We start from the raw sequence: 25,604 nt of genomic DNA, 5'->3' as shown, positions 1-25,604 counted from the left end.
AAAGTTCTGCGGAGCTTTGGGGTTTCTTTTTTTGGTGTGGTTTACCGTTTGCGGTTTTCTTTTTTTGTCACCTCGAGTAAAAGAAAACGGCTGCTAGAATGGTTTCAATTGTATCGGGAAGATGTTTCGGTTTACTGTTTGCGGTTTTCTGTTGAATTGAATTTCTTAAACAAGAAACCCGAAAGATTATTCCACACGTACATACTTATAACTGCAACCTTCGACACAGATAGGTCCGCTGGTAGGTGTGAGTATAAAATAAGTTGCAAACTGTTCAATGGAGTAGGTGATCAAACCCTCCTCGTTTTCAGTATTGGGATTAAAATCAGAACAGTCGTAGTTTAGGCTGAGGACATTTTCTTTTACTGTGAAATTACCCGTTGCGCATTCGGCATAGCGATCTGAAGAAAAGCTTCCGTTATTTTTAAAGGTAATGGTTTCGCCATTAGGCACATCAACCCAATATTGGGGACCTCCGGAACTGATGTAGGCTTCTGTGTTTTTCCATTTTCCGGAGATTAAAAGAGCCGTGGCATCCCTTGGTTCCTCAACTGCGGTATCCTCACAACCGATTAACACGATCAGGCAGAATAGCAGATTCAGTTTGGTTTTCATAATTAGCTTGTTTTGGTAAATAGATACCTCTCCGGCGAAAAAGTTGCGCCAAACTTGATAATTTTTATCTGCAACTTGCAACTAAATTTAGCTAGCAGTCTACGTTTTCAGGAATCAGCAACCAGGAACAAGAAATAACGAATAACAAATAACAAACCGTTTAACTGTTATCCCCCATCAGGGCTTCTCCTTTAACCAGCCAGCTAAAACCGAAGGCTTCCACGGCAACCGCTTCCATCCAAAAGGTCAGTCTGAGTTCATCGTAGGTAGTTTCAGGAATCACACCTGTCAGCCCCAAAACCACAACCAGCAGAGCAGCCAGCATCAGGGTACCACAAATACGGTAAATGCGATTGCGCATAATCTTTTTCGGACTGCGCTGTGCTTTGGGTTTGTCTGATTTCACAAAAAGAAACAGCGACATATAAGCCAGTGCGAGTAGAAATACCGCCGCAGCGATATAGTGAAACAGTGAGCGCCAACCTTCCTTCGACTCGTCAAAATAGGTCATTGCATACGGCATATCCAGATCGCAGCACATGGTAGCCAGATTGCTGCTAGGGAAAAAGGCCACACAAAGCGCAGCCACCCCCGCGATGTTCGAAACCCAGAAATCTGCCCGCTCTTCGCCGCTGTAAACAATCAGAAAGGTGCCAATGAGTCCCATACTACCCGTAAACAGGGTAGAAGCCCGTGTGAAATAGTAATGACTGATGGACTCCAGCGGTGCGTTGAGGTCAAAAAACGTAAGTGAAATAGCCAACAGCAGCACCGGCAAAAGCATTCCCAGCGTACCTACAATTTTGCGGAGGGTTTTGGCCTTTTGAAGCCAGATTCCGTGGTCTTCGGGATTGTTGAGGTTCGTTTTTTCGGTTTTTGACATAGCGTGCAGATTTCGGTCGTTTTAAAATTAACCTGTAAACCTTCGCGGAGCAAGCGCAGGAGGTATTCGATATGAAGAAATTTTAATGCTGAGGTGTGTTTTGGAGTATCATAACTTTCGGCATTGCCTTTAAAAGTAAGAGCGGCATCACTTTTCAAATGTGGTTTTCAGTGGCTTTCTTTATCTTTAACTCGATAAGCATTCCACAGAATTGTCTAAAACCCGCCTGAATGAAAAAATTCTATCTATTGATTTTCGCAGCCTGTACTAACTGCAATACCCAACCCGATCAAGATCAAAAAACTGCGGAAGCCGAAACGAAAACCGTGCAGCAAACCTATACCACCCCGCAACTCAACCTCGATCAGGCCAATAATCTGGCGCAGTTGCCGCTGGCCTGCGTTAATCAGGAGTATCCCAATAAACTGAGTCAGACGCTGGGTGAAGCCGGGGATTTAAAGGAACCTTCGGTTTTGCATCCCGCGTTTTACGGCTGTTTTGACTGGCATAGTGCCGTTCACGGGCATTGGAGTATGGTCTATCTTTTAAAGACCTTTCCCGATTTGGCAGAAGCCGAAACCTTAAAAACCTATTTAAAAGAACATCTGACAAAAGAAAACATAGAGGCGGAAGTGGCCTATTTTAATGGCGAACACAACAAATCCTACGAGCGTACTTACGGCTGGGCGTGGCTGCTGAAACTGGCGGAAGAACTCCATACCTGGGATGATCCCTTGGCTCGTGAACTGGAACAAAACCTGCAATCGCTTACCGATTTGCTGGTGGAGCGTTATGAGGAATTTTTGCCAAAACTGAATTACCCCATTCGTGTGGGCGAACATCCCAACACGGCGTTCGGACTCTCTTTTGCCTATGAATATGCCGAAACCGTGCAGGATACTACGTTTCAGAATCTGATCGCAGCACGTGCCAAAGATTTTTATTTAAAAGACGAAAACTGCCCTATGAGCTGGGAACCGGGTGGGACTGATTTTCTTTCGTCCTGCCTCGAAGAACTCAACATTATGCGCCTGGTATTACCCGAAGCGGATTTTCTGGCCTGGGCCGATCAGTTTTTACCACAATTGAAAAATACCGATTATGAGTTGGCCGTGGGTGAAGTTTCAGACCGTACCGACGGTAAACTGGTGCATCTCGATGGCGTCAACTTCAGCCGTGCGTGGAATCTCTATGCGCTGGCCAAACAATATCCGCAATATGCGCACCTGAAGCAAACGGCAGACAAACACCTCAATTATTCGCTGCCCAATGTGGTAGGCGACGATTATGAGGGCGGACACTGGCTGGGCAGTTTTGCACTTTACGCCTTAAAAACCGCGCACCGCTAATGCGTAATCCGTTTAAAAATATAGGTCCGGGCGCCCTGATCGCCGCGGCATTTATCGGCCCCGGGACGGTAACCGTGTGTACGCTGGCAGGTGTGCAATTTGGCTATGGCCTGCTCTGGGCAATGATCCTGTCTATCATAGCGACGGTGATTTTGCAGGAAACCGCAGCGCGTATTGGTCTGGTTTCGGGGAAAGGACTTTCACAGGTACTACGCGAACAATTGCCGGACGGAATCCTGCGCAAACTGATTCTCGGTCTCGTGCTCGCTGCCATTGTGGTGGGAAATGCGGCTTATGAGGGCGGAAACATCAGCGGTGGCGTTCTGGGACTGCAAGCATTAGGAAACGATGGGATAATCCATTTAAAGAGCTTTCAGCTCAATGGTTACAGCCTGCTCATCGGCGCTGTTGCCTTTGTGTTGCTGTACATCGGCAATTATAAAGTACTTGAAAAAGTATTTCTGGTGCTGGTGATTTTGATGAGCCTTTCGTTTGTGATCACTGCAATCCTAACGGGGCCAGATCTCTTCGATCTGCTGAATAATGCTTTTATCCCGGGAGTTCCGGAAGGCAGCCTCCTGATGATCATCGCTTTGGTTGGCACCACCGTAGTGCCGTATAACCTGTTTTTGCACGCTTCCCTGGTTAATCAAAAATGGAAGGATAAGCGTGAGTTACCCGCAGCCCGAAAGGATACGATTATCGCTGTGGTTTTAGGCGGAATCGTCTCCATGTGCATCATCATTGCCGCTGCGGCGATCAATGGAAGCAGCGTTGATGGCGCGGCAGGGCTTGCACTAAGCCTCGAGCCGCTTTACGGTGAGGCGGCTCGCTATTGCATAGGTTTGGGGTTGTTTGCCGCGGGGATCACGTCGGCGATAACCGCACCGCTGGCCGGGGCATACGTGGCGCAGGGCTGTTTAAATCTGGATGGAAACCAGCAGTCCAAACCTTTTCGGGCCACCTGGATGCTCATTCTGTTTACCGGAGTACTTCTGGCAACTTTCGGCATCAAACCCATTGCGATCATTCAGTTTGCACAAATCGCAAATGGGATTTTGCTTCCTGTCATCGCGGGCATCCTGATCTGGCTGGCCAACCGGACGAATTTGCTCGGGGAGCATAAAAATTCCACCTTAAAAAATGCGATCAGTCTGGTTATTTTAATCATAACCTGTATTTTGGGCGGAAAGGTAATCCTAACGGTGATCGGTAGCTTATGAATGCACTTTCCATAGACATCAATTGCGATCTGGGCGAGGGCGTGGGCAATGAAGCAGCCCTGATGCCGCTCATCAGTTCGTGTAACCTCGCCTGTGGCGGTCACGCCGGTGATGCGCAGACCATCACGCAGGTGGTTGAGCTGGCGAAAAAACACGGGGTTGGAGTAGGGGCGCATCCTTCTTTTCCCGATAAAGAACATTTTGGCCGCAAGAAACTAGAAATGCCTTTTGCAAGTCTCAGCGCATCGCTTCATGAACAAATAGAAGCGGTTGCCGAAGCCTGCCGTGATGCAGACCTGCCTTTGCACCACATCAAGATGCACGGAGCATTGTACAATCTGTGTGCGGGTGATGCGGTATATGCTGAAGCCATCACTGCGTTTCTGGAAACCCACTATCCCCAAATTCCCGTTTATGTACCTTACAATTCAGAGATGGCGCGTGCAGCTTCAGGGCGTTTAAAGTTGTTTTATGAGGCCTTCGCAGACCGCAATTATGAGGCAGATGGCAGCCTGGTTTCACGGGCTCAAAACAATGCCCTGATCACCGATAAAAACCAACTCGCAGCACACGTAATTCGTATGGTAAAAGCGGGCGAAATCAAAGCGGTTTCGGGTGCTGTTTTTAAACAGAAAGCAGACACGATTTGTGTACACGGCGATACCGAAAATGCGGTGGAATTACTGAACTTTTTACGCCAAAAATTAACCGAAGCATCCATTCAAATCAAGCCTTTATGATTCCCCAAAAACCGAAGATATCCAGACTGGGAGAGCGGGCTGTTTTGTTGCAATGGGACTTCGCTATCAACCCCGAAAACCTGAATTGGCTGATTTCGGTAAAGGATTTTTTACTTCAAAATGTAATTGAATCAAAAGTTGAGGTGATCAATGCATACAATTCATTATTAATTAATTATGTGCTTGGTATAGATTCTGTTTATGATGATTTGGAGCGTCTCCAGGCGGTGGATTTTGCGAATATATCGACTACCGATCTGCAGCGCGAAACCTACCGACTACCGGTGTGCTATGATGCCGAATTTGGTCTTGATCTGGAAGAACTTTCGACTACAAATAAACTTAAAATTTCGGAGATCATCGAGCTGCATACCCGGCCGATTTATACCGTGTATTTTATGGGGTTTTTGCCCGGCTTTTTATACCTGGGCGGAATGGATGAACGGCTCCGCATTTCCCGTAAAAAATCACCGCGTCAATCGGTTGCAAAAGGCGCTGTTGGCATCGCCGAAAATCAAACCGGAATCTACCCGAATTCGAGTCCCGCAGGATGGCAAATTATCGGGAATTGTCCGGTGGAATTGTTCAATCCGCAACTGGAAATTCCGTGTCCGTTTCAGGCCGGAGATCAAATTCAGTTTTATGCGGTTTCCAAAGCCGAACATCAGGAAGTCCAAGAGCAAATAAAATCTGGAAACTTTCAATTGAAAACGGAAAAACGATGAGTGAAGTTGAAGTTTTAAAACCCGGTTTGTACACCAGCATTCAGGATTTAGGAAGAATGCAAAGCGCGGTTTATGGGGTGCCACGCAGCGGGGTGATGGACAGCCTTGCCGCCCGAAAGGCCAATTTACTGCTCAACAATCCACCCGATGCGGCGGTACTCGAAATCACAATGACCGGTCCGCAATTGCATTTTCATGCCGATGCACAGATCGCGGTATGCGGGGCAACCTTTGAACTCAAACTCAATGACAGACCTCTGGAAGGCTCAAAAGTGTATAGTTGTGTAACGGGCGATGTTTTGACATTTGGCGGCTTAAAACGCGGTTTTAGAGCCTATCTGGCTATAAACGGAGGCTTTCGGTCGCCTGAAATCCTGCACAGCCGCAGTCAGTATCCCGGGATTACCCCAAAATCCCGAATCGAAAAAGGCGATCGTTTGCCTTTTACTGCTGCAACCACAGAGAAAAACTCCGGCGCACGGGTACAGTTCCCCGAAACCGGAATTTATAAAAACAACATCGAGGCCTTTCCGGGACCGGAATGGGACTTGCTGGACGTTTCGGTACGGGAGCAGTTGGCGGATGGGAGTTTTACGCTCCTGCCCACGTCAAACCGTATGGCTATTGGTTTTAAAGAAGCGGTAGCAAATAATTTAAAAGGCATCACCACCGGCCCCGTAATTCCCGGAACCGTTCAGCTTACACCCGGCGGAAACCTGATCGCCCTGATGCGCGATTGCCAGGTAACGGGAGGTTACCCACGGGTATTGCAATTGAGCGAACTTGGGATTTGTACGTTGGCGCAAAAACGGCCGGGGGAAGGGATTCAATTCAGTCTGGCCATAGCGTAACTGATGGACTCAAGGTTTGGAAGAATAATCTTATCTTTAGATTAAGAAATGAATGTTATGAGTGTACAGGCGGATATAAAATGGATTCACGAAGAGCTTGATAAGGTAAACGATCCTTTGTTTATCGAAGCCATCAAGAATATGCTGAAATACAATAAAAAAGTATCATCCCAGCGTATTAGTATCGAAGAATACAATAAAGAACTAGATACCTCTATTGCGCAGATAAAAAGCGGCGAGATCTTTACGCATGAACAAATGCGAGAACGCATCAAAAAATGGGGAGAGCAATAATTTGGACGCATCAGGCAGCTGCTTAATTAAACGAAGCCTTTTTGATGCTTTTAGAACAATCCGAATCTCTTAAAATCACTGAGAAAATCATTTCAGAAATATACGACTCCACTTCAATATTGGCTACAGACCCTGAGATCTATAAGCTGGATTCCTTAAAAGCAAATAATTCCGGTACTGTCAGGGCCTATGAAAAACACACCTACCGAATATCTTATTTGGTTGAAAAGGAAGCTGTTTATATTCTTCGTGTGAGGTATGCCAGAAAAGAACCATTAGAATATTAGATGACCCATCGATAAAATACTCAGGCTTAGAATTCTACAAGATTATTCGTTCTATTCCCCCTCCGAAACATAATCCTCCGGTAATGCCTTAACCACTTCCCGTGTAAGGTCCCAAACGTCAAATCCCTGACGGCCATAATCAAGGCCGCGTCTTACGATCACCAGATCCCGGGAAGGCACCACAACCACATACTGCCCGCGGTTGCCCCGTGCGGCATAGGCATCTTTAGGCACATCATCGCGGGAGTCGTCTACCAGCCACCACTGCCCACCGTATAACGAATTGACCTGCCCCGCAGCCGTGGTGGGTGTACGTACAAAATCAATCCACTCTTGAGATAGCAGGCGTTTGCCGTTCCACATTCCGTTTTGCTCGTAAAGCAGGCCAAAACGCGCCAGATCGCGCGCAGAGGCATACACCTGACTGCTCAATATAAAATCGCCAAACCGGTCTGTTCCTACCAGGGTATTCCGCATTCCGATTTGGTCAAATAGGGCTTTCCGGGGAAATTCGAGATAGGTAGTGGCATCACCCAGCGCATTCTTCATCGCCAAAACAGCCAATAGGGTATCGTAGTTTTCATAATCCCAATAGGTCCCGGGATTGCGGATGAGTCCGCGGTCGCGTGCGCCGTTTGCCGAACTCGCGCCCGCCCAATAGGAAAGCCCCGAGCCGGTGGCATATTCCATCCCGCGGCTGTCCACCGTGTAGAGTCCGCTAGACATATTCAGCACATTTCGTAAGGTGATCGCATCCCGCGGATCGTTAGCTGAACTGCGTTCTTTCGGCAGCCATTCAATACCCAGAGGCACGTCGAGCTCCATTTTGCCCGCATCAACCAGCATCCCGATCAGGGTCACGGCAATACTTTTGGCAACAGACCAGGTGCGTGTTTTGGTATGCATGTCAACGCCCTCGGCATAGCGCTCGTGAATGATTTGACCTTTATGCAGCACAAGCAGGCTGAGGGTGACCTGCTCTTCGCTTTCCCTGTTAAAAGACCAGTCAGAGGCTTCTTGCAGTAGCTTTTTATCGATGTATTTGGGTAGTTTTTGTTTTTTGGTCAAATCCCCGTCAGGCCAGGGAATACTGGCCGCATCTCCCGAAAGGGGCGCAAGCTGTTGCTTGGGAAGTTCTTCGATGATTTCAAAAGTTTGATTGGGCGGAAGAATCACACAGCCAATGCCTGCCCGGTACGCCGCCCGCATAATGGAAGTGCTGTCGCTGGCCGCGATGGTCACGGTTTTGTTTTTATAATCAATCACATAATCCCCACCCGCTGCTGTGCCCACCGGCTCTTCTAAATAGGCAAGTTCCTGATCGTAAACCTGCTCCAGCGTTCGGTTTGAAGTGAAAAGTCCGTTGCAGGTAAGAATCGCCTGCACACCATGCTGAATGAGTTTTCGGCTTGAAAGCGCATAATCATAAGTTTCGGTCTGTTGTGCGCTTGCGGAAACGGTAGTTAACAACAGTAGAAGAAGGAATGCAACGGGTTTGTTCATAGTCTAGGTATTTTTTAAAGAAACGTACCCAAGCGCCACGGCAGCTTAAGTCTGGTGATCGAGTTGAGTACGTAAAATCAATTTAGTGAATAAAACTGAGGTAAACGGGTTGACGGAATAGGATAACCTGTATTTTCGGAATCCCTTTTTTAGATAACATACAGAAAATCATTTTGTTATAACGTTTTCGTACTCCAAAGCTTTAAACCTTTGTCTAATCGCTTTTTATACCTAGTTTTGCGCCTTGATTAAAAAATGTCGTCCCAATCGGGTTCGGCAACCGAATTTTGATGGCAGTTTTAGCTGCTGTACAACCCTAATTTTGTTATGCAACAGTATTTAAAATTGTTTGATTTTACCCAAAAAGTGAACTACCGCACCGAAATTCTTTCCGGTCTTACCGTGGCGATTGCTTTGGTTCCGGAGGCGGTGGCGTTTGCTCTGATCGCCGGTTTATCGCCGCTCACCGGTTTGTATGCCGCTTTTATGATGGGCTTAATCACGTCGATTTTTGGCGGAAGACCGGGTATGATCTCCGGGGCAACCGGAGCTGTGGCCGTAGTGATCGTTGCTTTGGCGGCAGATTATGGCGTGGAATACGTCTTTGCCTGTGTGGTTCTTGCCGGTCTTATTCAGGCAGCTGCCGGAATTTTGAAATTGGGGAAACTGATGCGACTGGTGCCCTTACCGGTGGTTTACGGCTTTGTAAACGGTCTTGCGATTATCATTTTCACCTCACAACTGGTGCAGTTTCAGGATGCTTCGGGCAACTGGCTTACAGGTGAGGCGCTCTATAAAATGCTGGGCCTTGTTCTGCTAACCATGCTGATTATTTATACCTTGCCTAAAGTGACCAAAGCTTTTCCGGCTTCGCTGGCGGCTATTCTTGTGATTTTTGGAATTGTGGTTTTCTTTGGAATTGACACCAACACCGTTGGCGATATCGCATCGATTGAAGGTGGTTTTCCGCCCTTTCATATTCCCGATGTTCCCTTTAGCTGGGAAACCTTAAAAATTATCGCTCCGTATTCAGCAATTGTAGCCGCTGTGGGGCTTATTGAAAGTTTACTGACGCTGGAATTGATAGACGAGATCACCGAAACCCGTGGCCGCACCAATAAGGAAGCCGCTGCTCAGGGACTTGCTAATGTACTTTCCGGATTCTTCTCAGGGATGGGAGGCTGCGCTATGATCGGCCAAAGTATGATCAACATCTCAAACGGTGCCCGCGCCCGCTTATCGGGGATTATTGCCGCTATTGTATTGCTGCTTTTTGTGATGTTTGGCGCCCCGCTTATTGAGCGTCTGCCGATGGCGGCGTTGACCGGTCTGATGATCATGGTTTCGATAGGTACTTTTGAATGGGTGAGTTTTAGAATCATCAATAAATACCCGAAATCAGACATTCTGGTAGGGATTCTGGTTGCTGTGGTGACCGTGTTTCTGCACAATCTGGCGCTTGCCGTATTGGTTGGGGTGATTATTGCCGCACTGGTATTTGCGTGGGATAGTGCCAAACGCATACGCGCCCGTAAACATATAGATGAAACCGGAATGAAGCATTACGAGATCTACGGACCTTTGTTTTTTGCTTCGGTAAAGATGTTTAATGAAAAGTTTGATGTGCTTAACGATCCCGAAGAAATAACCATCGATTTTAGGGAAAGCCGCATCGCCGATATGTCTGCCGTTGAAGCGGTAAACAAAATTACCGAACGCTATCACAAGGTGAATAAGAAAGTGTATCTCACAAACCTAAGCAGCAGCAGTCATAAACTCCTGTTGAGAGCCGATGAGATGATCAATGTCAATGTGGTGGAGTAAACCGAATCTGTAGAAAAAACAAAAATCCCCGAAGCCAACGGCTTTAGGGATTTTTTGTTTGGAGACTCAGCATTAGCTTGCTAAAAGGTAATGTCTGGGTTTATTTTTAACGATCACTCTGAGATTTGTTATGGTGTTCTATATGGTAATATAAAGATTCTTCGTCCATTCCATTTATCCTAAAGGTTCCTGTATTTCTTTCTATAAAATCAGCAATAATTTTATCATTAATTTTTTGCTGAAAAAATAGATTAATAAAGTCTTTGATCAGTGTATATGGAGTTAGCAAAAAACCTCTTTTAGACCACCATCCGGCCAGGCCGTTAATTAAAAAAGACTTGGCTTTTTTGCTGCGACCACATTTTATACACAATATCAATTCTTCTGAATTTATATAACACCATATTAAAATAGAATAAATCGTGGTGAATTTTTGGCCTCTGAGGGGAGTAGTCTTTAATCCGCAACTCGGACATTTTAGGTTTTCTATTCTCCTGATTAAAGAACGCTTTTCAAGTTCAGTTAGGGTATGGTTTTCAGCATCAATCCAGACAAGCATACTCTCGTCTAAATTTCTTCTTTTAATCTCTTCTTTAAGTATAGGAAGAACTTCCTTACGCAGTCCTTTCGATTCAGCCAAAGCAATCTTTCTGATTTTTTCGTCAGAAAAATTCCTGTAATTTTCTTTAATCTTTTCAATACTATACATCAGGTAGCTGTTTAAAATTCTTCTTTTGATTGAAACCTTGTAATGCAGAGTTAGCCTGAATTTTTTAGTCTAAAAAGCATCAATTTTCAAATTTAATCAAAGAGAGCTAAAAAGAATGCGATAATTGCCAAACCAACTCACCGACACGAAACTCCCATTCATCTAAGGCTCGTTCCAGTTAGACGATTGTGGGAATAGCACCCGGTTTTTTTGGTACATCTTTGTTTCAAGATTAACACCAAAACCCCATAAGCTATGTATACTTTTATCAAAAATCAGAACTCTTTAGTAGTACGAGGCGAATTGACTTTAAATGCCGTTGGCGAACTTGCCGCTACCTTAAACGATGCGTTTAAATCGCAAAATGAGATCGTTCTCGATCTGAGCAAATTGCAGGAATTAAGTCTTAGTACCGTGATGAAACTGGCCCAGCTTCAGGCGAATTATGCAACCTGCGGGAAAAACGTGGTCTTTTTGGGGCTCGAAAATGCTTCGGTACGCAGTACTTTTGGCCTTACCGGAAAACGCCAGTTGTTGCAAAACGCAGCGTAAGAACGATTCAGCTTTGATTTAGCCTACAGATAATCGAGGGTGTTGACCATCTCAAACTTGGGGCTGCGTTTAAAGAATTCTCTTAAAAAAGCGGTGTGGGCGCCTCCCATCAGAATAAGTACCCGGTCGTCTTTTTTGAGTCTGACGCGATTGAGGTTTGAAAAGATGCGCATATTGCGCTGGTAGAAAATTGCCGCGTTGTCTGCACCTTCAAAGCCGTCTTCGAGACCTACATAAAGGAGCTTGTCTGCATTGGCATTGATGAGAAAATCGAGGTAGGTTGGTTCGTTGATGAGCCTGAATTGCTCCAGTAAATCACTCTGCTCGTAACGGTTCACACGCGCAGCAAGCTCGGGATGGTCTTTAAAAGGCGCGTTAGTGAGTTGGAGATAGGTCTCCGGGTCGATGGAATTTTCAAGCTCGGGACTCGCTTCTATAAAATCACCCACCGAATAGTTGTAGCCCATATGATTGTCGATGCCGTAAAGGCAGTCTACCTGGGCCAGGCGACCTATTTCAAAAGCGAGCATACTGATCTCGCCATCGTAGGTGGGCAGGTATTCCGAGTTCTTTAAAAAGTTCTGGTAGGCGGTGTTGAGCGTGTCGTTTTTAGACGGAATTTTTTCCACGCAAATCACCGTGGGTTTAAAGGCTGCGAGTTTTTGAGCCAGTTCGTGTACCCGCTGCTGGTTTTGAGCCGCGTTTTCATCAAACTCGGTCGCGTGCGCGTCTGAAGTTTTGCCAAAGTGAAACGTACCCACATTAAGCACCTGAATTTTAGCAGTTGCAGACTCTGCCGGTGTCATGTTCTCCGGTCCGGGATTTTCAGGAGTTGAACTGCAGGAAGTAATGCTAATTAAAACGAGGAGCAAAGCCAAAAATCGAATCATAAGAAGCGGAATTTATGGGCGCTAAGATAGGGAAGTAGGAGTGTATTTTGAAGGGTCTGAATGATTTGATCAGCCGGAATTTGGAATTCCCAGGAAACAGTTTTAATCCTTATTAAGTAGAGCATATACGTCGAGATCGATAGATCTGCCGTTTTTTACTTCATATTCGTGCATCGTGCCTTCCTTTATAAAATTCATTTTCTCAAGGACTTTTTTGCTAGGGGTGTTTTCAGTTTCCACAAAAGCTTCAATCCGGTTTAAGTGCAATTTCTCAAATGCGTAGGTACAGATTGCCGGAAGGGCTTCGGTTATAAAGCCTTTTCCCCAAAATTGAGGCAGGAGCCAAAAACCTATTTCGGCTTTTTGTTGTTGGTCGTTTTTGTCGTTAAAGCCGCAGGCGCCGTAAAAGTTCTGATCTTTAAGATCGCAGATTGCCCACCAAATCCCCGATTGCGTTTCCTCCTGATTTTTAAACCAAAGCATTTGCTCCTGAGTTGCCTCTAAACTGTCGTAACTAACCCCATAATGTTTGATCACTTGCGGGTTTGAAAGGCCTTTGTAGATATTTTCAAGGTCTTCCTGTATCATCTGACGCAGAAGTAGTCTTTGGGTTTTTAATATGGGGAAGGGAGCGTGAAGCATTTAAAATAATGGTTTTGAAAAGGAAATTAGCCTTCATCAGGAATTCTAACTTTAAGCTTATCAAAAGTGGGGTATTCTTTTAACTCGCTAAAATCAACTTTCCAAAAATCAAGCTCAAATAAATTACCTTCTTCATCAATGCTTAGCTCTATATCAACCAAAACCCCATCAATATCTATGTACTCTGCAGCAGCTATAGATTTTTGTCGGGCTTGCTTATTTTCGATGTCAAAAGAGATTGATCCCATATGATTATCATTCAGATTCCTAATCAGCTCGGGTATCTTGAACTGATTATTGCATAACTTCTTAATTATTTCTATTTCTTTTTGTTTAATGGGTCTCATTTCCAAAATATTCATCATAATAGTGTTTGAATTCCCTTTGCATTAATTCAGGTGAGATTCCACCAAATTGGATTTCGTATTCTTCACTATCCATTCCCGTTATTGCCGCGCCCCAACCGGTCAATTCAATTCCGTTTTCGAAATAAACTTTAAGTTGGTGAATAACAATGGTATCTATGAATTTGTACATTGGTTCGTCCTCATTTATTTGAACTTTATGCCTTTTACAATGATTTCTGAAAAGGGCATAGGGGGATTCTATATTTAAAAAATTGATTTTTCCATTGAGAACGCCCATTGGCACGTCAGCATATTCAAATCGGGTTGTACCGATTTTGGTTGCGTCCAGATATATCGAATAGGCTTTTTCCTTTTTTCTTCTTTATTACATTAATAAGCTTAATACCTGTTATTGTATACCTGTATCTTTCAAAAAGTCAAGAAACCGTATTGTTCGCAAAGATGTGAATTGCAACTCTAGCTTAGAGATTTTTTTAAATGTCCATCTGGACTATTTCTGCTCTTGCTCCAAATCGAATGGGCAACATACTTGTTCCTATCCCTTTAGATACATACATTTTCGGGTCTGATTCTGTATACCAACCTTTTAAGTAATTTCCACTTCCCTGAGGTTTGAATGGAACGAATCCTAGAAAGGTGATTTGACCTCCGTGTGTGTGACCGGAAAGTACTAAATCAATCAGGATGTTTCCCTTTTGTTTTGCGATGATATCCCTGTGTTCCGGACAATGAGATAAAACAATGGTAGTATCTGCTTCTTTAAGACCTTCAATTGCCTCCTCAAAATCTGCATTACCTCCAACAAAATCGTCAATTCCGATTATCGCTATTTCCCTGTTTCTAATTGAAAAAGTCCTATTATCGTTAATTAGCAGTTCGCAATTATTCTTGTAATAAACTTTTTCTAATTCTACCAGATCAACATTTCCCCAATATTCCCAATTTCCGGTTATTGCATATTTTTTAATAGAATTATCAATGAGTTCAAGGAATGCATGAAGCGGTTTTATCTTTTCTGTTTTGTCAACAGAATCCCCGGTGATAAAGATTAAATCAGGTTGTAAAGCGTTTATCTTTCTGGCAATCGATTTGTGAACAGACCTTAATTGATTCAGGTGCAAATCTGAAATCTGGATTATTTTTAGTTTGTCTTTTTCCGATTTTGAGATGTCGAAGTAATTCCAGTCAATCACATATTTCTCAAACCAAAGTGAATCCAAAAGAACTAATCCAATTGCCGCAAAAACTCCTGTTTTAATAAATTTTCTTCTGGTAAATTTTATCATCTCTAAAATTTCTGCGTGTTAGCTTTACTTTAGTTCTTGGTAGACAGCAAGCAAAAGATATAAACCTTCATTTCCGTAAATATACCTGTTCAGTTTATAAGTTTTTTCCGGAATTCCAGATTTTCTATAAATACGGGAGCAGGTAGTTAAAGAGCAGTCCGGCGCCTATGGCCAGACCAAAGCTGAGGAGGGTTCCTATCAATACATATTCGGTAAGCTGGCGGTTTTTTCCTTCGGTAAGATCCCCAAAACGTAAAACCGACTTAGCCGTGATCAAAAAGCCTATTGCAGACCAGGCGTTGAGCAGGATAAAAGCGAAAACAAACAGGCGCTCGAGCATCCCAATGATTTTTCCGGCACCGGCCAGAGAGGTGTTTTTGACCTTGAGTTTTTCCTTTTTAGAAGGTTCGATGGCTTCCTGCCAGGGTTGTAAAATAAGCCGCATTAAAATCCCGGCAACATAGGTTACAAAAAACAAAAGGGTGAGCACCAGCAAAACTAGAGGCTGGTACAGCGCATCAAAGTCTATCGTATAAGGCGTGTAGTAATACAGCGCCAGATTGAGCACCAGCAGATGCGCAACCTGATCTGCAATAAATAATGAGGTACTGTTCTTTTTGGTCGTGTATCTGATCTTAAGCAGGTCTATAGCGTAGTGGGTAATGCCTATAAAGGCGATGCCTAAAAAATAGCGGCTGTCAAACTGCAAAAGCACCAGCAAAGCCAGCAGATGTACGCCGATGTGCGCCAACAGATACGGCGAGCGAAAACCCTTTTTGCGCTTGTCTTTTACCCAGCGGGTGGGCTGCAGTACAAAGTCTCCCAGAATGTGAGCGAGCAGCAATTTCAGAGCGAGTGCGAGCATTTAGTGATTGTTTAAGGTTTGGCTGTAGTGCTGAAGCATTTTGGTGAGTTCGTCATATCCCGCGCGGTGCAGGGTAGCGCTAATGGTGCTTTGCGATTTGCCCAGCATCTCGCTCAGTTCGGTTTGATTGAGCTGCGGGTGCAGCAGCTTTTGGTGAAACACCTGCGCGCTCACCGGCGTCCAGTTGTCCATGGTCAGGCAGGCCAATTCAAGAATGAGGTTGAATTGTGTGTCAAAATCAGCAAGCTCGCTTTGCAGGGCGAGGGTTTGTTTTTTGAGTCGGTCAAAACAGGTGCCGCTGTTTACAAAAGCGCTTCCGTTAGCTTCGGTGATTTTAGCTGCGTCGTGAGTCTTGTCTCCCAGACCTATAGCGATGCGTACGTCTATGCCTTCCAGACTTTTAATTGCGCTTTTGATGAGCAAGGCGGAATAAAGGGCTTCTGTAGGTTTTACCTCAAGCTGAAAGCTGTCGCCCCGGTAAATCTCCCAGGCTTTGGGCTCGTCACCCAGACGGTTAAGTACGGCTTTCAATACCGGAAGCCAGTTTTGCTGCGTTCGCGAATTGATGATATCTGCAGTTAGTATAGCGGTCATAAGTGTTTATTATCGTATTTAGAAACGATAATGGTAAATATCGTATTATAATGCGATAATTGCAAGGGGTTTAGTTCTTGGTTTACTGTTTACCGTTTTCCGTTATAATAACTGAATAATTAATAAATCAGTAATCAATTTAGAATTAAGAATGCAGAATGCTGGATTATTTTAAACAATAAACAATAAACAATAAACAAGAAATAACTGACTAATCCATTCAGAATTTAGATTTTGTAGAATAACCCATTAACGCTTAACAATTAACAAATAACAACCCCACATTATCGTATCCAAAGGCAATAAATTGAATTATCGTTTTTAGAAGCGATAAAAATCAATAACCAACAGCAGTATCGTCTCCGCGACGGTCTGCACCACCTTCCAGGGTTCCGTCAGGTAAGACGAGTACACCGTCTACTTTTCCTAGAATAACGCTGTTTTCCTGACGAATCTGGTATCCTTTCGCCGCCAGGCTATCTAAAAGCGATTTCCCAAAGGTATTGGGTTCGAAGGTAACCACATCGGGCAGCCACTGATGATGAAATCTGGGGGCGTCTACCGCTTCCTGCATACCCATTTCAAAATCGGCTACATTCAGAATCGTTTGCAACACCGAAGTAATTATAGTCGAACCGCCCGGCGTACCTACCGTCATCCAAAGTTTACCGTCTTTTTCTACAATGGTAGGCGTCATCGAGCTCAGCATGCGTTTTTGAGGTTCGATTTTATTTGCCGCCGCGCCAATAAGGCCAAACATATTAGGCACTCCGGGTTTTACACTAAAATCATCCATCTCGTTGTTCAGGAAAAAGCCGAGTTCGTCTGCATACAGCTTAGAACCGTAGGCGCCGTTGAGGGTAGTGGTAAGGGCAACCGCATTACCATATTGATCAACAATCGAGAAATGCGTGGTTTCCATAGACTCATAGCCGGGGATTACGCCATGCTCAACCTCAGAAGAAGGCGTTGCCTGCTTAAAGCTAAAATTCTCCATACGTTCTGTTGCATATTCGGTGCTGATGAGCGTTTCAATGGGAATATCGTTAAAGTCGGGATCGCCCAGAAAAAAACTGCGGTCGGCATAAGCGCGACGTTCGGCTTCGGTAATCACCTGAATGCTTTTGAGCGAATTGTGCCCGTAGGTGCTCAGTTTGTAGGGTTCAATCATTTTAAAGATCTGTGCCAGACAAACGCCGCCGCTTGATGGTGGCGGCATCCCGATGATTTTCAAATTTTTATAGCTGGAAACGATGGGTCTCCGCCAGACTGCTTCGTAGTTTTTAAGGTCTTCGAGCGTGATGATTCCTCCATGTTTTTGCATAAAGTTGACCAACTTCTGAGCGGTCTCGCCTTCGTAGAATTCACTTTTTCCGTTTTGCGCAATGCGTCTCAGCGTAGCGGCCAGCACGGGGTTTTTAATGGTGTCACCCGCTTTGACTTTAAGGCTGTCACTTTCGCGAAAACCTACCGAATAGAGGGTTTCCATCCCGTTAATACTGTCAAAAACCGCGGCGTAATTGCGATAGCGATTCCATTGATTTTCGGTTACTACATAGCCTTTTTCGGCCAGAGCAATAACCGGTTCAAGGATCTCAGCCATCGGCATAGATCCCAGCTTTTCGTGAATGGCAAACATCCCGGCAATGGTTCCCGGAACGCCCACAGCCAGCGCTCCTTCACGACTCAAAGAAGCGATGGCATCGCCGTTTTCGTCCAGATACATATCGTGCGTGGCAGCTATAGGGGCTTTCTCGCGGTAGTCGATGCTGCCAATCTCGCCGTTGGCTTTGCGGTACACCATAAAACCACCGCCGCCCAGGCTTCCGGCAAAGGGATAGGCAACATTAAGCGCCATATCAACACCTATGAGCGCATCAAAGGCATTACCACCTTGTTTTAGGATTTCGGCGCCTATACGCGAAGCTTCTTCACGGGCCGAAACCACCATAATGCTATCTGCAAGTTTTCCGCGCTGAATGCTGCGTGGCTGTTTTTGTTCGGTTTTGCAGGAATTTAAAACCAGAATAAATGTCAGTATAAATCCTAAAGGTTTCAGTAGTTTAAAATTCATAGGTCGGTAGTATTGGTATCGGGAAATTCAGTGTTTAGTTCTTCTAATCGTTCCGTAGAAAAGGCGCGAAGCTCTTCAAAAAAGCTGGTGAATTCGTGTTCAAAATCGGTATAATGCTCCTGTAAATCTTCAACTGCCCGGTCCATCCCGCTGCGATTTCGGGTACGGCGGTTCATATTGTGTAAAACTGTGGCGATACCGCTTATTTTGGCATAACTCAGCAACCAGTTGTCTGCAATCATATGCGGAATCATATGCTGTATGGAATTGGTCAACACATCGTAATGCCGGTCAAGGCTGTCGTAAAAATCGCTTACAAATTGCTCTAAAGGAACTTTTGAATATTGCTGCCAGTTTTTGGCTAAAAAGTGGTCATAAAGAATATCTACAATCACCCCGCTGTAGTGGCTGTACTTAGCGTGCAGGCGGCGGGTGCTTTGGCGCACCGTGGGATGAGCGTCTGTAAAGGTGTCAATACTGCGGTGCAGCAAAATGCCTTTTTTAAGCCGGGGACTAAACTTTTTATACTGCTTGCCTTTTATGCCGTCTGCCATAAAATTGCCCAGCGTGACCAGTTCGTCATCACCCGAAAGATAAATGTGTGCCAAAAAATTCATCGGTTTAAAATACAAATAATCGGTTTAGGAACGCCTGGTGTTTGGCTATATTTGCGAATAGCCGGTTTTTTCGAAAACCAATAAGTTTAGCACTAAAAATATCAATAGATAAATGACCCTAATCAAATCCATATCCGGAATACGCGGAACCATAGGCGGTAATCCCGGAGATAACCTGACTCCGATTGATGCTGTAAAATTTGCTTCGGCTTACGGAAGCTTTATCAAACAGCAGCGAACTAAAGACGAATACCGCGTTGTGGTAGGTCGTGATGCGCGCCTAAGCGGCGAAATGCTGCAGCAACTGGTGATGCAAACTCTGGTGGGTATGGGTATTCACGTAATTGATCTGGATCTATCGACCACGCCTACGGTAGAGCTTGCAGTAAAACTGGAGCACGCCGATGGCGGAATAATTCTTACCGCATCGCACAATCCTAAACAATGGAATGCCCTGAAATTGCTGGATAAAAACGGCGAATTCCTAAATGCCGAAGCCGGAGCGAAAATCCTCGAACTGGCAGAATCAGCAGAACTGAATTTTGCAGATGTGGATGATTTGGGCGAAATACATAAAAACGACGCCTATATCGATATTCACATCGACGAGGTTTTAGATCTCGAACTCGTGGATGAAGACGCGATCAAAGCGGCCGGATTTAAGATTGTGGTAGACGGCGTGAATTCAACCGGAGGGATTGCGATCCCGATGTTGCTCAACCGTCTTGGGGTGCACACCGTAAAATTGTATTGCGAGCCTAACGGAAGGTTTCCGCATAATCCCGAACCTTTGAAAGAGCATTTGGGCGATATCTGCGCTTTGGTAAAAGAAGAAAACGCCGATTTGGGAATTGTGGTTGATCCTGATGTGGACCGGCTGGCATTTATTGATGAAACCGGTGAAATGTTTGGAGAAGAATACACGCTTGTAGCCTGTGCCGATTATGTTTTAGGTGAAAACCCCGGAACAACCGTTTCTAATTTGAGTTCGTCGCGCGCCCTGCGTGATGTCACTTTAAAGCACGGCGGCACCTATCACGCAGCTGCTGTGGGTGAGGTGAATGTGGTTGCCAAAATGAAAGAAGTAGGTGCCGTAATAGGTGGTGAGGGCAACGGAGGTATCATTTATCCTGAGTCGCATTACGGCCGGGATGCTCTTGTTGGTGTAGCCCTGTTTTTGACGCATCTCGCAAAGCGAAAACTAAAAGTAAGCGAGTTACGCGCGAGCTATCCTGCGTATTTTATGAGTAAAAAGAAAATTGAACTTACGCCCGGTCTGGATGTAGACGGCATTTTAAAAGCAGTTGCCGAAAATCACAAAACTGAAGAAATCAATACGATTGACGGCGTTAAAATCGATTTTGAAAAGCACTGGGTACACCTCAGAAAATCAAACACCGAACCCATCATTCGTATTTACACCGAAGCTCCGTCACAAGCTGAAGCAGATAAAATCGCTGATGATATGATCGCAGAAATTAAGGAGATAGCGGGGATTCAGTAGACAGCTTTCAGTTGCAGCAGGCAGTTTTGGAAATACGAAATTAGAAATACGAAATACAAAATCGGGAATTTACAATTGGTTTGTCATTTCGACCTTTAGGGAGAAATCACATCAGTATCTCCAAGTAAAAATTTTTGAATTTCAAACCTTGAATTTTGAATTCTTAAAGTTTGTGCTTAAACCGCTTGTGCGTCCACAGATAGTATTGCGGTGCGCGGCGGATTTGCGTTTCGAGGTTTTTAATAAATACGTCTGTAATCTGATAATCGGGTAGGGAAGTGGGGTTTTCGGTGATGACCTCAAAACGGGCTTTATAAAAACCACGCTTTACTTTGTCTACGGCCAGGTACAGCACTGGCATATTTTCGGATTTGGCTAAACGCTCAACACCGGTAAAAAAGGGTACATTTTGTCCCAGAAAATCAGTACAATATTGGTTTTTGCGGGATTTTGGAGACTGGTCTGCAATAAACGCATAGGTCGCCATCTCGCCTTTACGTTGCTTTTTACGAATGATAAAGGTGGCTTCCTTATTGTTGATGAGTTCGGAATTCCATTTTTTGCGTATGCGCTGTACCAATTCATCAAAACGTTTGTTTTTGATGCGCTTGTAAATGCCATAACCGGTGTAGTCAAAGTAAAACTGCAGCGCCGTAAGCCATTCATAACTGGCATAGTGTCCCATCATAATAAGCGAACTGCGTTTTTCGGCCTCCAGCTTGTAGATGATGTCGAGATCTTCGATTACAAACCGTTTTTTTAATTCTTCCGCAGAAATAGAGATCGACTTGATCATCTCCAGAAACATGTCGCACATATGCTTGTAAAAGTCTTTTTCAATCTGTTTTAATTCGGCTTCCGATTTTTCTGGAAAAGCTGTTTTTAGATTGAATGCGACTGTTTTTCGGCGATAGCCCACCACATAATACACCAAAGCGTAAACTCCGTCTGAGACCATATAAAACAGCCTCCAGGGGAGCTTAGAGATGCACCATAAGAGCGGATAAACCAACCAAAACACAAGTCCTTGCATCAGCAGATCATTTTAAAGAGAAAGACAGCAGAAGCGTATTAAGAAGTTCTATAAACCCGCAGGAAATCGCTAACGTTCTGCTCACTTTTAGTGCGCAAATATAGGTATATTTGAAGCTTAAACTCGAGCATTTATGGGGGATTTAAACCTGGTAACCTTAATCGTGATTGGTATTAATGTACTTATCTCAATGAAAGGCTTTAACGATTATTCATTTTTTGAAAAATACAAATTCAATACCGGCGCAGTGCGTCGTGGGGAGCAGATTCGCATTCTTTCTTCGGGATTTTTACATGTAAGTACGGCACACTTATTTTTCAATATGCTAACCCTGTATTTTTTCGCGCCTCTTGTGGTAAGTTTACTGGGCAATTGGGAATTTGCGATAATCTACCTTGGCAGCCTGATACTGGGTAATTTACTATCCTATTATTTCCATAAAGATGAATACCATTATTCGGCAGTAGGAGCGAGTGGGGCGGTCTCAGGGATCTTATATTCGGCGATTTTACTGCAGCCCGATATGAGCCTGTATATGTTTTTTATTCCCGTTCCTATACCGGCCTATATTTTTGGTATCGGATATTTGCTGTATTCCATCTACGGAATGCGCGCCAATAATGACAACATTGGTCACGACGCCCATTTTGGCGGGGCAGTAGGTGGTTATGTTATTACTTTGTTAATGGCGCCCATACTGCTTCAGATTAACACGCTGATGGTGGGATTGTTGGCGATTCCCATCATTGTTTTATTTGTGTTAAACAAGACCGGAAAGATTTAGTGGCATAGCTCTTGCTTTTATCTTTGACGTCAAACAACCGGCAATTTCTAATTCAGAACTTGAATTTAGTATTGCTGAATAACTAAACACAAAAATTTAAAAGCATGAAAACGATTTTAATTTTGGCCATCACGGCTATAACAACCGCAGTAAGCGCTCAGCAAATTCAACCTAGTGTAAGTGTAACCGGTGAGGGTAAGGTAATTGCCGTACCTGATGAAGTAACCATTAGAATGGGAGTTCAGAATGAGGGCAAAGATCCTAAAACGGTAAAGACGGAAAATGACGCTGCTGTAGATAAGGTGCTCGATTACTTAATCAAAATGGGCATTCCCCAAAATCAGGTTCAGACAGAATATGTCAACCTCAATAAAAACTACGATTACAATACCAAAACCTATAACTACAATGCCAGCCAGACGATTTCGGTAGAACTGAAAGATTTATCTAAATACGATAAATTAATGTCAGGCCTGGTAGCCTCAGGTATAAACTCCATTAACGGAGTGAGTTTTTCGTCTTCAAAAATGGAGGAATACGAAGCTGAAGCCCGTAAAAAGGCGGTTTTAAACGCCAAGCAAAAAGCGGAAGCTTATGCCGGAGTTCTGGGTCAGAATATTGGGAAGGCCTTATTAATCGCAGAGCAGGGAACCAGCAGTCCGCAACCACAGCCTATGTATAAAATGGCAGTTGCCGAATCTATGGACAGCGGTCGTAATACGATTGCGCCTGGTGAGATTACCGTAACTTCAACTATACAGGTAAGTTTTGAGCTGGTAGACTAAAAAAATGTTTTGGCATTAGCCAAAAAATATCCTGAGGGACCTATAAATCACGTTTATAGGTCCTTCTTCGTTTATGTAGTTTGTGATCGTATTTTTTCCAAAGCTGTTGAATGGCTTTGTTTTCTTCCAGTTCAGGATTGGTTTCCACCTGCGTGATTCCGTTTGCGGTAAATAAATCCTGCATCGTTTGGAAAATAGCTGCAGTTACTCCTTTACCCTGATATTCGGGATCAATTCCTATTAGGTAAAATGCCGCGGTATCGTTTTGTTTACGGGCCCTTAAAAGATGAATGAAGCCAAAAGGCCACAGGCTGCCGTTTGCTTTTTTGAGCGCCTTACTGAAGGAAGGCATCGTAATCGCAAAAGCGATAAGTTTACCTTGGGCATCTTCAATACACTTGATGTAATGCGGATTGATGTACTTGATGTATTTGTCCTTGTAGTGGTCAATTTGGTATTGCTGAATTGGCACAAAGGTGCTCAGTTCATTATAAGTTTTATTAAGCAACCCAAACATATCGTCTACGTAGGGCAAAATCTCCTTGCTGTTGTTGAAATGAATAAGCTTGAGGTTGTAGCGCTCCACTATAAGGCGGGCGAATTTCTCTACTTTTTCAGGCGACTTTTCAGGAATTTGAATTTCATATTCCACCCATTCTGAAGCTTTCTCAAAATTGAGTTTTTCAAAATGTTCTTTATAATACGGGTAATTGTACCAGGTAATCATCGTATTAAGGTATTCAAAACCTTCAATGAGCATTCCGGCTTTTTCCATATTGCTGAATCCTACGGGGCCTTCAATCCACTTGAGGTTGTTTGCACGACCTATTTCTTCAATCTTTGCGATCAGCGCTTTGGTTACCTCGAGATCATCAATGGCATCATACCAACCAAAACGCATTTTGGGCTTTCCCTGCTCGTTTATTTCGATATGGTTAATGATCGCAGCAATACGCCCTACAGGCTTTCCATTCTTTAAAGCCAGAAAAAAACGTGCCTCGGCATTTTTAAAAACCGGGTTTTTTTCGGGATCCATACTTTCCAACTCATCGTTGATCAGCGGGGGAACCCAATTTGTTTCTTTATCATAAATAGAAAACGGGAATTTGACGAATTGTCTCAATTCCTTTTTTGTTTTCATTTCTTTGATTGTAATCATCTCGTATACTCTAGGGTGTAAAAGTAACCGTATTTTTAGTTTTTGGGAAGTAATTGGTCGTTTCGGTGAAAATCAAGTCGGTACGACACTCCCAGTCCCAGTTGCCGGCGTCGCGGGGTTTCTTTAAAGTTGATCAATGCATTCACATCAACCTGTAAATCTTTGGTGATCAAATAAGCCGCGCCAAAACGAAACAAATCATCAGCATAAATGTCACTTATGATAACCTGTACCTCAGCAAAAGCGGCGATTTTAGGGTTGAATGAATGCGTCATTGTGGTAATCCAGGCTTTGGTAGGATAGTCAGTTAAAAACTGATCGTAAATAAAGTTATTTACCCATACCCAGCGACCCCAGTTGTGCTGAGTAATGGCAATGACTTTAGGTGAAAAACCCGCCTGACTTTCGGGTAAAAAGGGATTGTTGTTTCGGTATACATAATTGGCTCCCGAAAAAATGGAAACCGCCGGAATGAGTGTGCGCCACTTAAAGGCGCGATTGGCGTGGTAGCTGTATACGTTAATCTTTTCGGTGTAATTTTTATAGGGATCGTAAAGCAGGTATTTAACTCCGGCTGTTATTATGGGGAAGCCGCTGTGGCTGTAGGGATCTGCATTACCGGCTGTAGGCGTAATGTTTTCGTACAAAAAGCTGCCTGAAAAATTGAACTCCAGCTGCTCTCTGATGGCACCGTAACGCAGTTGAAATTCGGTACCCCAGTTTTCGGTTTTAGTAAAAAGCAGATTGTGTGCTTCTCTGCCTAAAGTTGCACCCACTTCAGCCTGAAAAACTCCTGTCCCCACAGCAAATGCGCCTTGCGACTGACCGGGGCGGTTAGAGTTCAGGGTTTCGGTATACTGCGCCTGCGCTGTAAAGCCTGCAACAAACAGCAATACACCTATTGCATAACTGAATTTCACCTTCATTAGAGGGGTATATTTAAGAATTTGACAAAATTAGGTGCTAATCTCACAAACATACTGTAAAAATTACAGATAGCCTAAAGCCCCTTAGCTCAGTTTACCGCCCTTTTTTAGTGTTTTTTTAAGCTCAAACAAAAGCCTAATAGTTACTTTTACACCTCGTGTAGTGAAACTTAAAGCCCGTATTGGGCAATAACTGCTACACAACTTTGGTTAGCTATTTTAAATTACCTAAAGATGAAATTTTTACAAACCATTCTCATCATACTGCTCATCTTTTTTGCCCTGCGTATCATTATTCGGCTTGCGGCACCTTATATTATGAGGTATATCTCTAAGAAAGCCGGGGAGCGTTTTCAGAATATGGCACAAGGTTTTCAGGGACGTCAAAACCCACCTAGACAGGAAGGTGAAACCGTGATCGACAAGGTACCCCGACAAGACACACACGCAAATAAAAACGTGGGGGAATATATCGATTACGAAGAAATTGACTAATTTCCGCCCTTTAGTTTTAGCACTTCA

The 25,604-nt window shown here is 44.1% G+C and carries 29 protein-coding genes; 13 read left to right on the top strand and 16 right to left on the bottom strand.

The annotated features are described in order from the left end of the window. Positions 1-186: 186 nt before the first annotated feature. Positions 187-615 (bottom strand): lipocalin family protein, encoded by a 429-nt coding sequence (locus CJ305_RS14625; protein WP_143469395.1) that lies wholly within the window; start codon positions 613-615, stop codon positions 187-189. A 160-nt stretch (positions 616-775) separates the two neighbouring features. After that, positions 776-1,498 carry a hypothetical protein gene (locus CJ305_RS14620; protein ID WP_099647036.1) on the bottom strand — a complete coding sequence of 241 codons (723 nt, stop codon included), beginning with the start codon at positions 1,496-1,498 and terminating at the stop codon, positions 776-778. A 230-nt stretch (positions 1,499-1,728) separates the two neighbouring features. On the opposite strand from CJ305_RS14620, the gene CJ305_RS14615 reads away from it, so the two are divergent. Genes CJ305_RS14615 through CJ305_RS14585 form a run of 7 tightly spaced genes read left to right on the top strand, consistent with a single transcriptional unit; the run spans position 1,729 to position 6,967 of the window. Further along, a complete protein-coding gene (locus CJ305_RS14615; protein WP_099647035.1) occupies positions 1,729-2,847 on the top strand; it encodes a DUF2891 domain-containing protein in 1,119 nt (372 codons plus the stop codon). After that, the gene (locus CJ305_RS14610) at positions 2,847-4,070 is read left to right on the top strand and encodes an Nramp family divalent metal transporter (protein WP_099647034.1); all 1,224 of its coding nucleotides are present in this window, start codon (positions 2,847-2,849) and stop codon (positions 4,068-4,070) included. Before CJ305_RS14615 ends, CJ305_RS14610 begins: the two co-directional genes overlap by 1 nt. Then, a complete protein-coding gene (gene pxpA, locus CJ305_RS14605; protein WP_099647033.1) occupies positions 4,067-4,810 on the top strand; it encodes a 5-oxoprolinase subunit PxpA in 744 nt (247 codons plus the stop codon). The genes CJ305_RS14610 and pxpA overlap by 4 nt, the downstream gene beginning before the upstream one ends. Continuing rightward, positions 4,807-5,535, top strand: coding sequence for a 5-oxoprolinase subunit PxpB (gene pxpB, locus CJ305_RS14600; protein WP_223248884.1), 729 nt, complete (start codon positions 4,807-4,809; stop codon positions 5,533-5,535). Before pxpA ends, pxpB begins: the two co-directional genes overlap by 4 nt. After that, positions 5,532-6,386 (top strand): 5-oxoprolinase subunit C family protein, encoded by an 855-nt coding sequence (locus CJ305_RS14595; RefSeq protein ID WP_099647032.1) that lies wholly within the window; start codon positions 5,532-5,534, stop codon positions 6,384-6,386. The genes pxpB and CJ305_RS14595 overlap by 4 nt, the downstream gene beginning before the upstream one ends. A gap of 57 nt (positions 6,387-6,443) precedes the next feature. Continuing rightward, the gene (locus tag CJ305_RS14590; RefSeq protein WP_099647031.1) at positions 6,444-6,680 is read left to right on the top strand and encodes a hypothetical protein; all 237 of its coding nucleotides are present in this window, start codon (positions 6,444-6,446) and stop codon (positions 6,678-6,680) included. A gap of 41 nt (positions 6,681-6,721) precedes the next feature. Further along, a complete protein-coding gene (locus CJ305_RS14585) occupies positions 6,722-6,967 on the top strand; it encodes a type II toxin-antitoxin system RelE/ParE family toxin (RefSeq protein ID WP_143469394.1) in 246 nt (81 codons plus the stop codon). A gap of 51 nt (positions 6,968-7,018) precedes the next feature. On the opposite strand, the gene CJ305_RS14580 is transcribed toward CJ305_RS14585, so the two are convergent. Further along, on the bottom strand, positions 7,019-8,470 hold the full coding sequence (locus tag CJ305_RS14580) for a serine hydrolase domain-containing protein (protein WP_099647029.1): 1,452 nt from the start codon (positions 8,468-8,470) through the stop codon (positions 7,019-7,021). A gap of 327 nt (positions 8,471-8,797) precedes the next feature. On the opposite strand from CJ305_RS14580, the gene CJ305_RS14575 reads away from it, so the two are divergent. Next, entirely contained in the window at positions 8,798-10,294 is a 1,497-nt protein-coding gene (locus tag CJ305_RS14575; protein ID WP_099647028.1) for a SulP family inorganic anion transporter, read from the top strand. A gap of 106 nt (positions 10,295-10,400) precedes the next feature. Here the strand turns inward: CJ305_RS14575 and CJ305_RS14570 are convergent, their stop codons facing one another. After that, a complete protein-coding gene (locus CJ305_RS14570) occupies positions 10,401-11,003 on the bottom strand; it encodes a hypothetical protein (RefSeq protein ID WP_099647027.1) in 603 nt (200 codons plus the stop codon). A 255-nt stretch (positions 11,004-11,258) separates the two neighbouring features. Here CJ305_RS14570 and CJ305_RS14565 point away from each other — a divergent pair, with 255 nt between their 5' ends. Further along, positions 11,259-11,555: an STAS domain-containing protein gene (locus CJ305_RS14565; protein WP_099647026.1), complete on the top strand. Its 297-nt coding sequence runs from the start codon at positions 11,259-11,261 to the stop codon at positions 11,553-11,555. Between the two features lie 23 nt (positions 11,556-11,578). Here CJ305_RS14565 and CJ305_RS14560 read toward each other — a convergent pair whose 3' ends face one another. The 9 genes from CJ305_RS14560 to CJ305_RS14520 all read right to left on the bottom strand — a co-directional run bounded on the left by CJ305_RS14560 (position 11,579) and on the right by CJ305_RS14520 (position 18,891). Continuing rightward, on the bottom strand, positions 11,579-12,445 hold the full coding sequence (locus tag CJ305_RS14560) for a DUF5694 domain-containing protein (RefSeq protein ID WP_143469393.1): 867 nt from the start codon (positions 12,443-12,445) through the stop codon (positions 11,579-11,581). A 102-nt stretch (positions 12,446-12,547) separates the two neighbouring features. Continuing rightward, positions 12,548-13,087 (bottom strand): GNAT family N-acetyltransferase, encoded by a 540-nt coding sequence (locus CJ305_RS14555; RefSeq protein WP_099647024.1) that lies wholly within the window; start codon positions 13,085-13,087, stop codon positions 12,548-12,550. A gap of 26 nt (positions 13,088-13,113) precedes the next feature. Continuing rightward, positions 13,114-13,449: a DUF6984 family protein gene (locus tag CJ305_RS14550; RefSeq protein ID WP_099647023.1), complete on the bottom strand. Its 336-nt coding sequence runs from the start codon at positions 13,447-13,449 to the stop codon at positions 13,114-13,116. Beyond that, positions 13,421-13,624, bottom strand: a complete 204-nt coding sequence (locus CJ305_RS19630) for a hypothetical protein (RefSeq protein ID WP_223248883.1) — start codon at positions 13,622-13,624, stop codon at positions 13,421-13,423. Before CJ305_RS19630 ends, CJ305_RS14550 begins: the two co-directional genes overlap by 29 nt. A gap of 304 nt (positions 13,625-13,928) precedes the next feature. Further along, positions 13,929-14,741 carry a metallophosphoesterase gene (locus CJ305_RS14540; protein WP_099647021.1) on the bottom strand — a complete coding sequence of 271 codons (813 nt, stop codon included), beginning with the start codon at positions 14,739-14,741 and terminating at the stop codon, positions 13,929-13,931. Positions 14,742-14,865: 124 nt separating this feature from the next. Next, positions 14,866-15,606 carry a DUF3307 domain-containing protein gene (locus tag CJ305_RS14535; protein ID WP_099647020.1) on the bottom strand — a complete coding sequence of 247 codons (741 nt, stop codon included), beginning with the start codon at positions 15,604-15,606 and terminating at the stop codon, positions 14,866-14,868. Then, on the bottom strand, positions 15,607-16,200 hold the full coding sequence (locus CJ305_RS14530; RefSeq protein ID WP_099647019.1) for a transcriptional regulator: 594 nt from the start codon (positions 16,198-16,200) through the stop codon (positions 15,607-15,609). It abuts the gene before it with no gap. Between the two features lie 337 nt (positions 16,201-16,537). After that, positions 16,538-18,274, bottom strand: a complete 1,737-nt coding sequence (gene ggt, locus CJ305_RS14525) for a gamma-glutamyltransferase (protein ID WP_099647018.1) — start codon at positions 18,272-18,274, stop codon at positions 16,538-16,540. Beyond that, on the bottom strand, positions 18,271-18,891 hold the full coding sequence (locus tag CJ305_RS14520; RefSeq protein ID WP_099647017.1) for an acyl carrier protein phosphodiesterase: 621 nt from the start codon (positions 18,889-18,891) through the stop codon (positions 18,271-18,273). The genes ggt and CJ305_RS14520 overlap by 4 nt, the downstream gene beginning before the upstream one ends. 112 nt (positions 18,892-19,003) lie before the next feature. Here CJ305_RS14520 and glmM point away from each other — a divergent pair, with 112 nt between their 5' ends. Then, positions 19,004-20,395, top strand: coding sequence for a phosphoglucosamine mutase (glmM, locus tag CJ305_RS14515; protein ID WP_099647016.1), 1,392 nt, complete (start codon positions 19,004-19,006; stop codon positions 20,393-20,395). Between the two features lie 163 nt (positions 20,396-20,558). Here the strand turns inward: glmM and CJ305_RS14510 are convergent, their stop codons facing one another. Continuing rightward, a complete protein-coding gene (locus CJ305_RS14510) occupies positions 20,559-21,428 on the bottom strand; it encodes a lysophospholipid acyltransferase family protein (protein ID WP_099647015.1) in 870 nt (289 codons plus the stop codon). Positions 21,429-21,561: 133 nt separating this feature from the next. Here CJ305_RS14510 and CJ305_RS14505 point away from each other — a divergent pair, with 133 nt between their 5' ends. Together CJ305_RS14505 and CJ305_RS14500 are read left to right on the top strand one after the other, a co-directional pair. After that, positions 21,562-22,212: a rhomboid family intramembrane serine protease gene (locus CJ305_RS14505; RefSeq protein WP_099647014.1), complete on the top strand. Its 651-nt coding sequence runs from the start codon at positions 21,562-21,564 to the stop codon at positions 22,210-22,212. Positions 22,213-22,316: 104 nt separating this feature from the next. Beyond that, positions 22,317-22,997 carry an SIMPL domain-containing protein gene (locus tag CJ305_RS14500; protein ID WP_099647013.1) on the top strand — a complete coding sequence of 227 codons (681 nt, stop codon included), beginning with the start codon at positions 22,317-22,319 and terminating at the stop codon, positions 22,995-22,997. Between the two features lie 40 nt (positions 22,998-23,037). Here CJ305_RS14500 and CJ305_RS14495 read toward each other — a convergent pair whose 3' ends face one another. Together CJ305_RS14495 and CJ305_RS14490 are read right to left on the bottom strand one after the other, a co-directional pair. Next, the gene (locus CJ305_RS14495) at positions 23,038-24,156 is read right to left on the bottom strand and encodes a GNAT family N-acetyltransferase (RefSeq protein WP_099647012.1); all 1,119 of its coding nucleotides are present in this window, start codon (positions 24,154-24,156) and stop codon (positions 23,038-23,040) included. 35 nt (positions 24,157-24,191) lie between these two features. Beyond that, on the bottom strand, positions 24,192-25,082 hold the full coding sequence (locus CJ305_RS14490; protein WP_099647011.1) for a transporter: 891 nt from the start codon (positions 25,080-25,082) through the stop codon (positions 24,192-24,194). Positions 25,083-25,316: 234 nt separating this feature from the next. Between CJ305_RS14490 and CJ305_RS14485 the strand changes: the two genes are divergently transcribed. Continuing rightward, positions 25,317-25,577: a DUF4834 family protein gene (locus tag CJ305_RS14485; protein ID WP_099647010.1), complete on the top strand. Its 261-nt coding sequence runs from the start codon at positions 25,317-25,319 to the stop codon at positions 25,575-25,577. Positions 25,578-25,604 lie beyond the last annotated feature (27 nt).

Origin of the sequence: Leeuwenhoekiella nanhaiensis (assembly GCF_002744755.1) — a bacterium.
GTDB lineage: Bacteria > Bacteroidota > Bacteroidia > Flavobacteriales > Flavobacteriaceae > Leeuwenhoekiella > Leeuwenhoekiella nanhaiensis.
The sequence above is the reverse complement of the archived record's forward strand: the minus strand, read 5'-3'. Positions and strand labels throughout refer to the sequence as shown.

Coding starts and splice junctions, on each gene's coding strand:
- CJ305_RS14625 (WP_143469395.1), bottom strand. CDS start 615: ATGAAAACCAAACTGAATCTGCTATTCTGCCTGATCGTGTTAATCGGT.
- CJ305_RS14620 (WP_099647036.1), bottom strand. CDS start 1,498: ATGTCAAAAACCGAAAAAACGAACCTCAACAATCCCGAAGACCACGGA.
- CJ305_RS14615 (WP_099647035.1), top strand. CDS start 1,729: ATGAAAAAATTCTATCTATTGATTTTCGCAGCCTGTACTAACTGCAAT.
- CJ305_RS14610 (WP_099647034.1), top strand. CDS start 2,847: ATGCGTAATCCGTTTAAAAATATAGGTCCGGGCGCCCTGATCGCCGCG.
- pxpA (WP_099647033.1), top strand. CDS start 4,067: ATGAATGCACTTTCCATAGACATCAATTGCGATCTGGGCGAGGGCGTG.
- pxpB (WP_223248884.1), top strand. CDS start 4,807: ATGATTCCCCAAAAACCGAAGATATCCAGACTGGGAGAGCGGGCTGTT.
- CJ305_RS14595 (WP_099647032.1), top strand. CDS start 5,532: ATGAGTGAAGTTGAAGTTTTAAAACCCGGTTTGTACACCAGCATTCAG.
- CJ305_RS14590 (WP_099647031.1), top strand. CDS start 6,444: ATGAGTGTACAGGCGGATATAAAATGGATTCACGAAGAGCTTGATAAG.
- CJ305_RS14580 (WP_099647029.1), bottom strand. CDS start 8,470: ATGAACAAACCCGTTGCATTCCTTCTTCTACTGTTGTTAACTACCGTT.
- CJ305_RS14575 (WP_099647028.1), top strand. CDS start 8,798: ATGCAACAGTATTTAAAATTGTTTGATTTTACCCAAAAAGTGAACTAC.
- CJ305_RS14570 (WP_099647027.1), bottom strand. CDS start 11,003: ATGTATAGTATTGAAAAGATTAAAGAAAATTACAGGAATTTTTCTGAC.
- CJ305_RS14565 (WP_099647026.1), top strand. CDS start 11,259: ATGTATACTTTTATCAAAAATCAGAACTCTTTAGTAGTACGAGGCGAA.
- CJ305_RS14560 (WP_143469393.1), bottom strand. CDS start 12,445: ATGATTCGATTTTTGGCTTTGCTCCTCGTTTTAATTAGCATTACTTCC.
- CJ305_RS14555 (WP_099647024.1), bottom strand. CDS start 13,087: ATGCTTCACGCTCCCTTCCCCATATTAAAAACCCAAAGACTACTTCTG.
- CJ305_RS14550 (WP_099647023.1), bottom strand. CDS start 13,449: ATGAATATTTTGGAAATGAGACCCATTAAACAAAAAGAAATAGAAATA.
- CJ305_RS19630 (WP_223248883.1), bottom strand. CDS start 13,624: ATGTACAAATTCATAGATACCATTGTTATTCACCAACTTAAAGTTTAT.
- CJ305_RS14540 (WP_099647021.1), bottom strand. CDS start 14,741: ATGATAAAATTTACCAGAAGAAAATTTATTAAAACAGGAGTTTTTGCG.
- CJ305_RS14535 (WP_099647020.1), bottom strand. CDS start 15,606: ATGCTCGCACTCGCTCTGAAATTGCTGCTCGCTCACATTCTGGGAGAC.
- CJ305_RS14530 (WP_099647019.1), bottom strand. CDS start 16,200: ATGACCGCTATACTAACTGCAGATATCATCAATTCGCGAACGCAGCAA.
- ggt (WP_099647018.1), bottom strand. CDS start 18,274: ATGAATTTTAAACTACTGAAACCTTTAGGATTTATACTGACATTTATT.
- CJ305_RS14520 (WP_099647017.1), bottom strand. CDS start 18,891: ATGAATTTTTTGGCACACATTTATCTTTCGGGTGATGACGAACTGGTC.
- glmM (WP_099647016.1), top strand. CDS start 19,004: ATGACCCTAATCAAATCCATATCCGGAATACGCGGAACCATAGGCGGT.
- CJ305_RS14510 (WP_099647015.1), bottom strand. CDS start 21,428: ATGCAAGGACTTGTGTTTTGGTTGGTTTATCCGCTCTTATGGTGCATC.
- CJ305_RS14505 (WP_099647014.1), top strand. CDS start 21,562: ATGGGGGATTTAAACCTGGTAACCTTAATCGTGATTGGTATTAATGTA.
- CJ305_RS14500 (WP_099647013.1), top strand. CDS start 22,317: ATGAAAACGATTTTAATTTTGGCCATCACGGCTATAACAACCGCAGTA.
- CJ305_RS14495 (WP_099647012.1), bottom strand. CDS start 24,156: ATGATTACAATCAAAGAAATGAAAACAAAAAAGGAATTGAGACAATTC.
- CJ305_RS14490 (WP_099647011.1), bottom strand. CDS start 25,082: ATGAAGGTGAAATTCAGTTATGCAATAGGTGTATTGCTGTTTGTTGCA.
- CJ305_RS14485 (WP_099647010.1), top strand. CDS start 25,317: ATGAAATTTTTACAAACCATTCTCATCATACTGCTCATCTTTTTTGCC.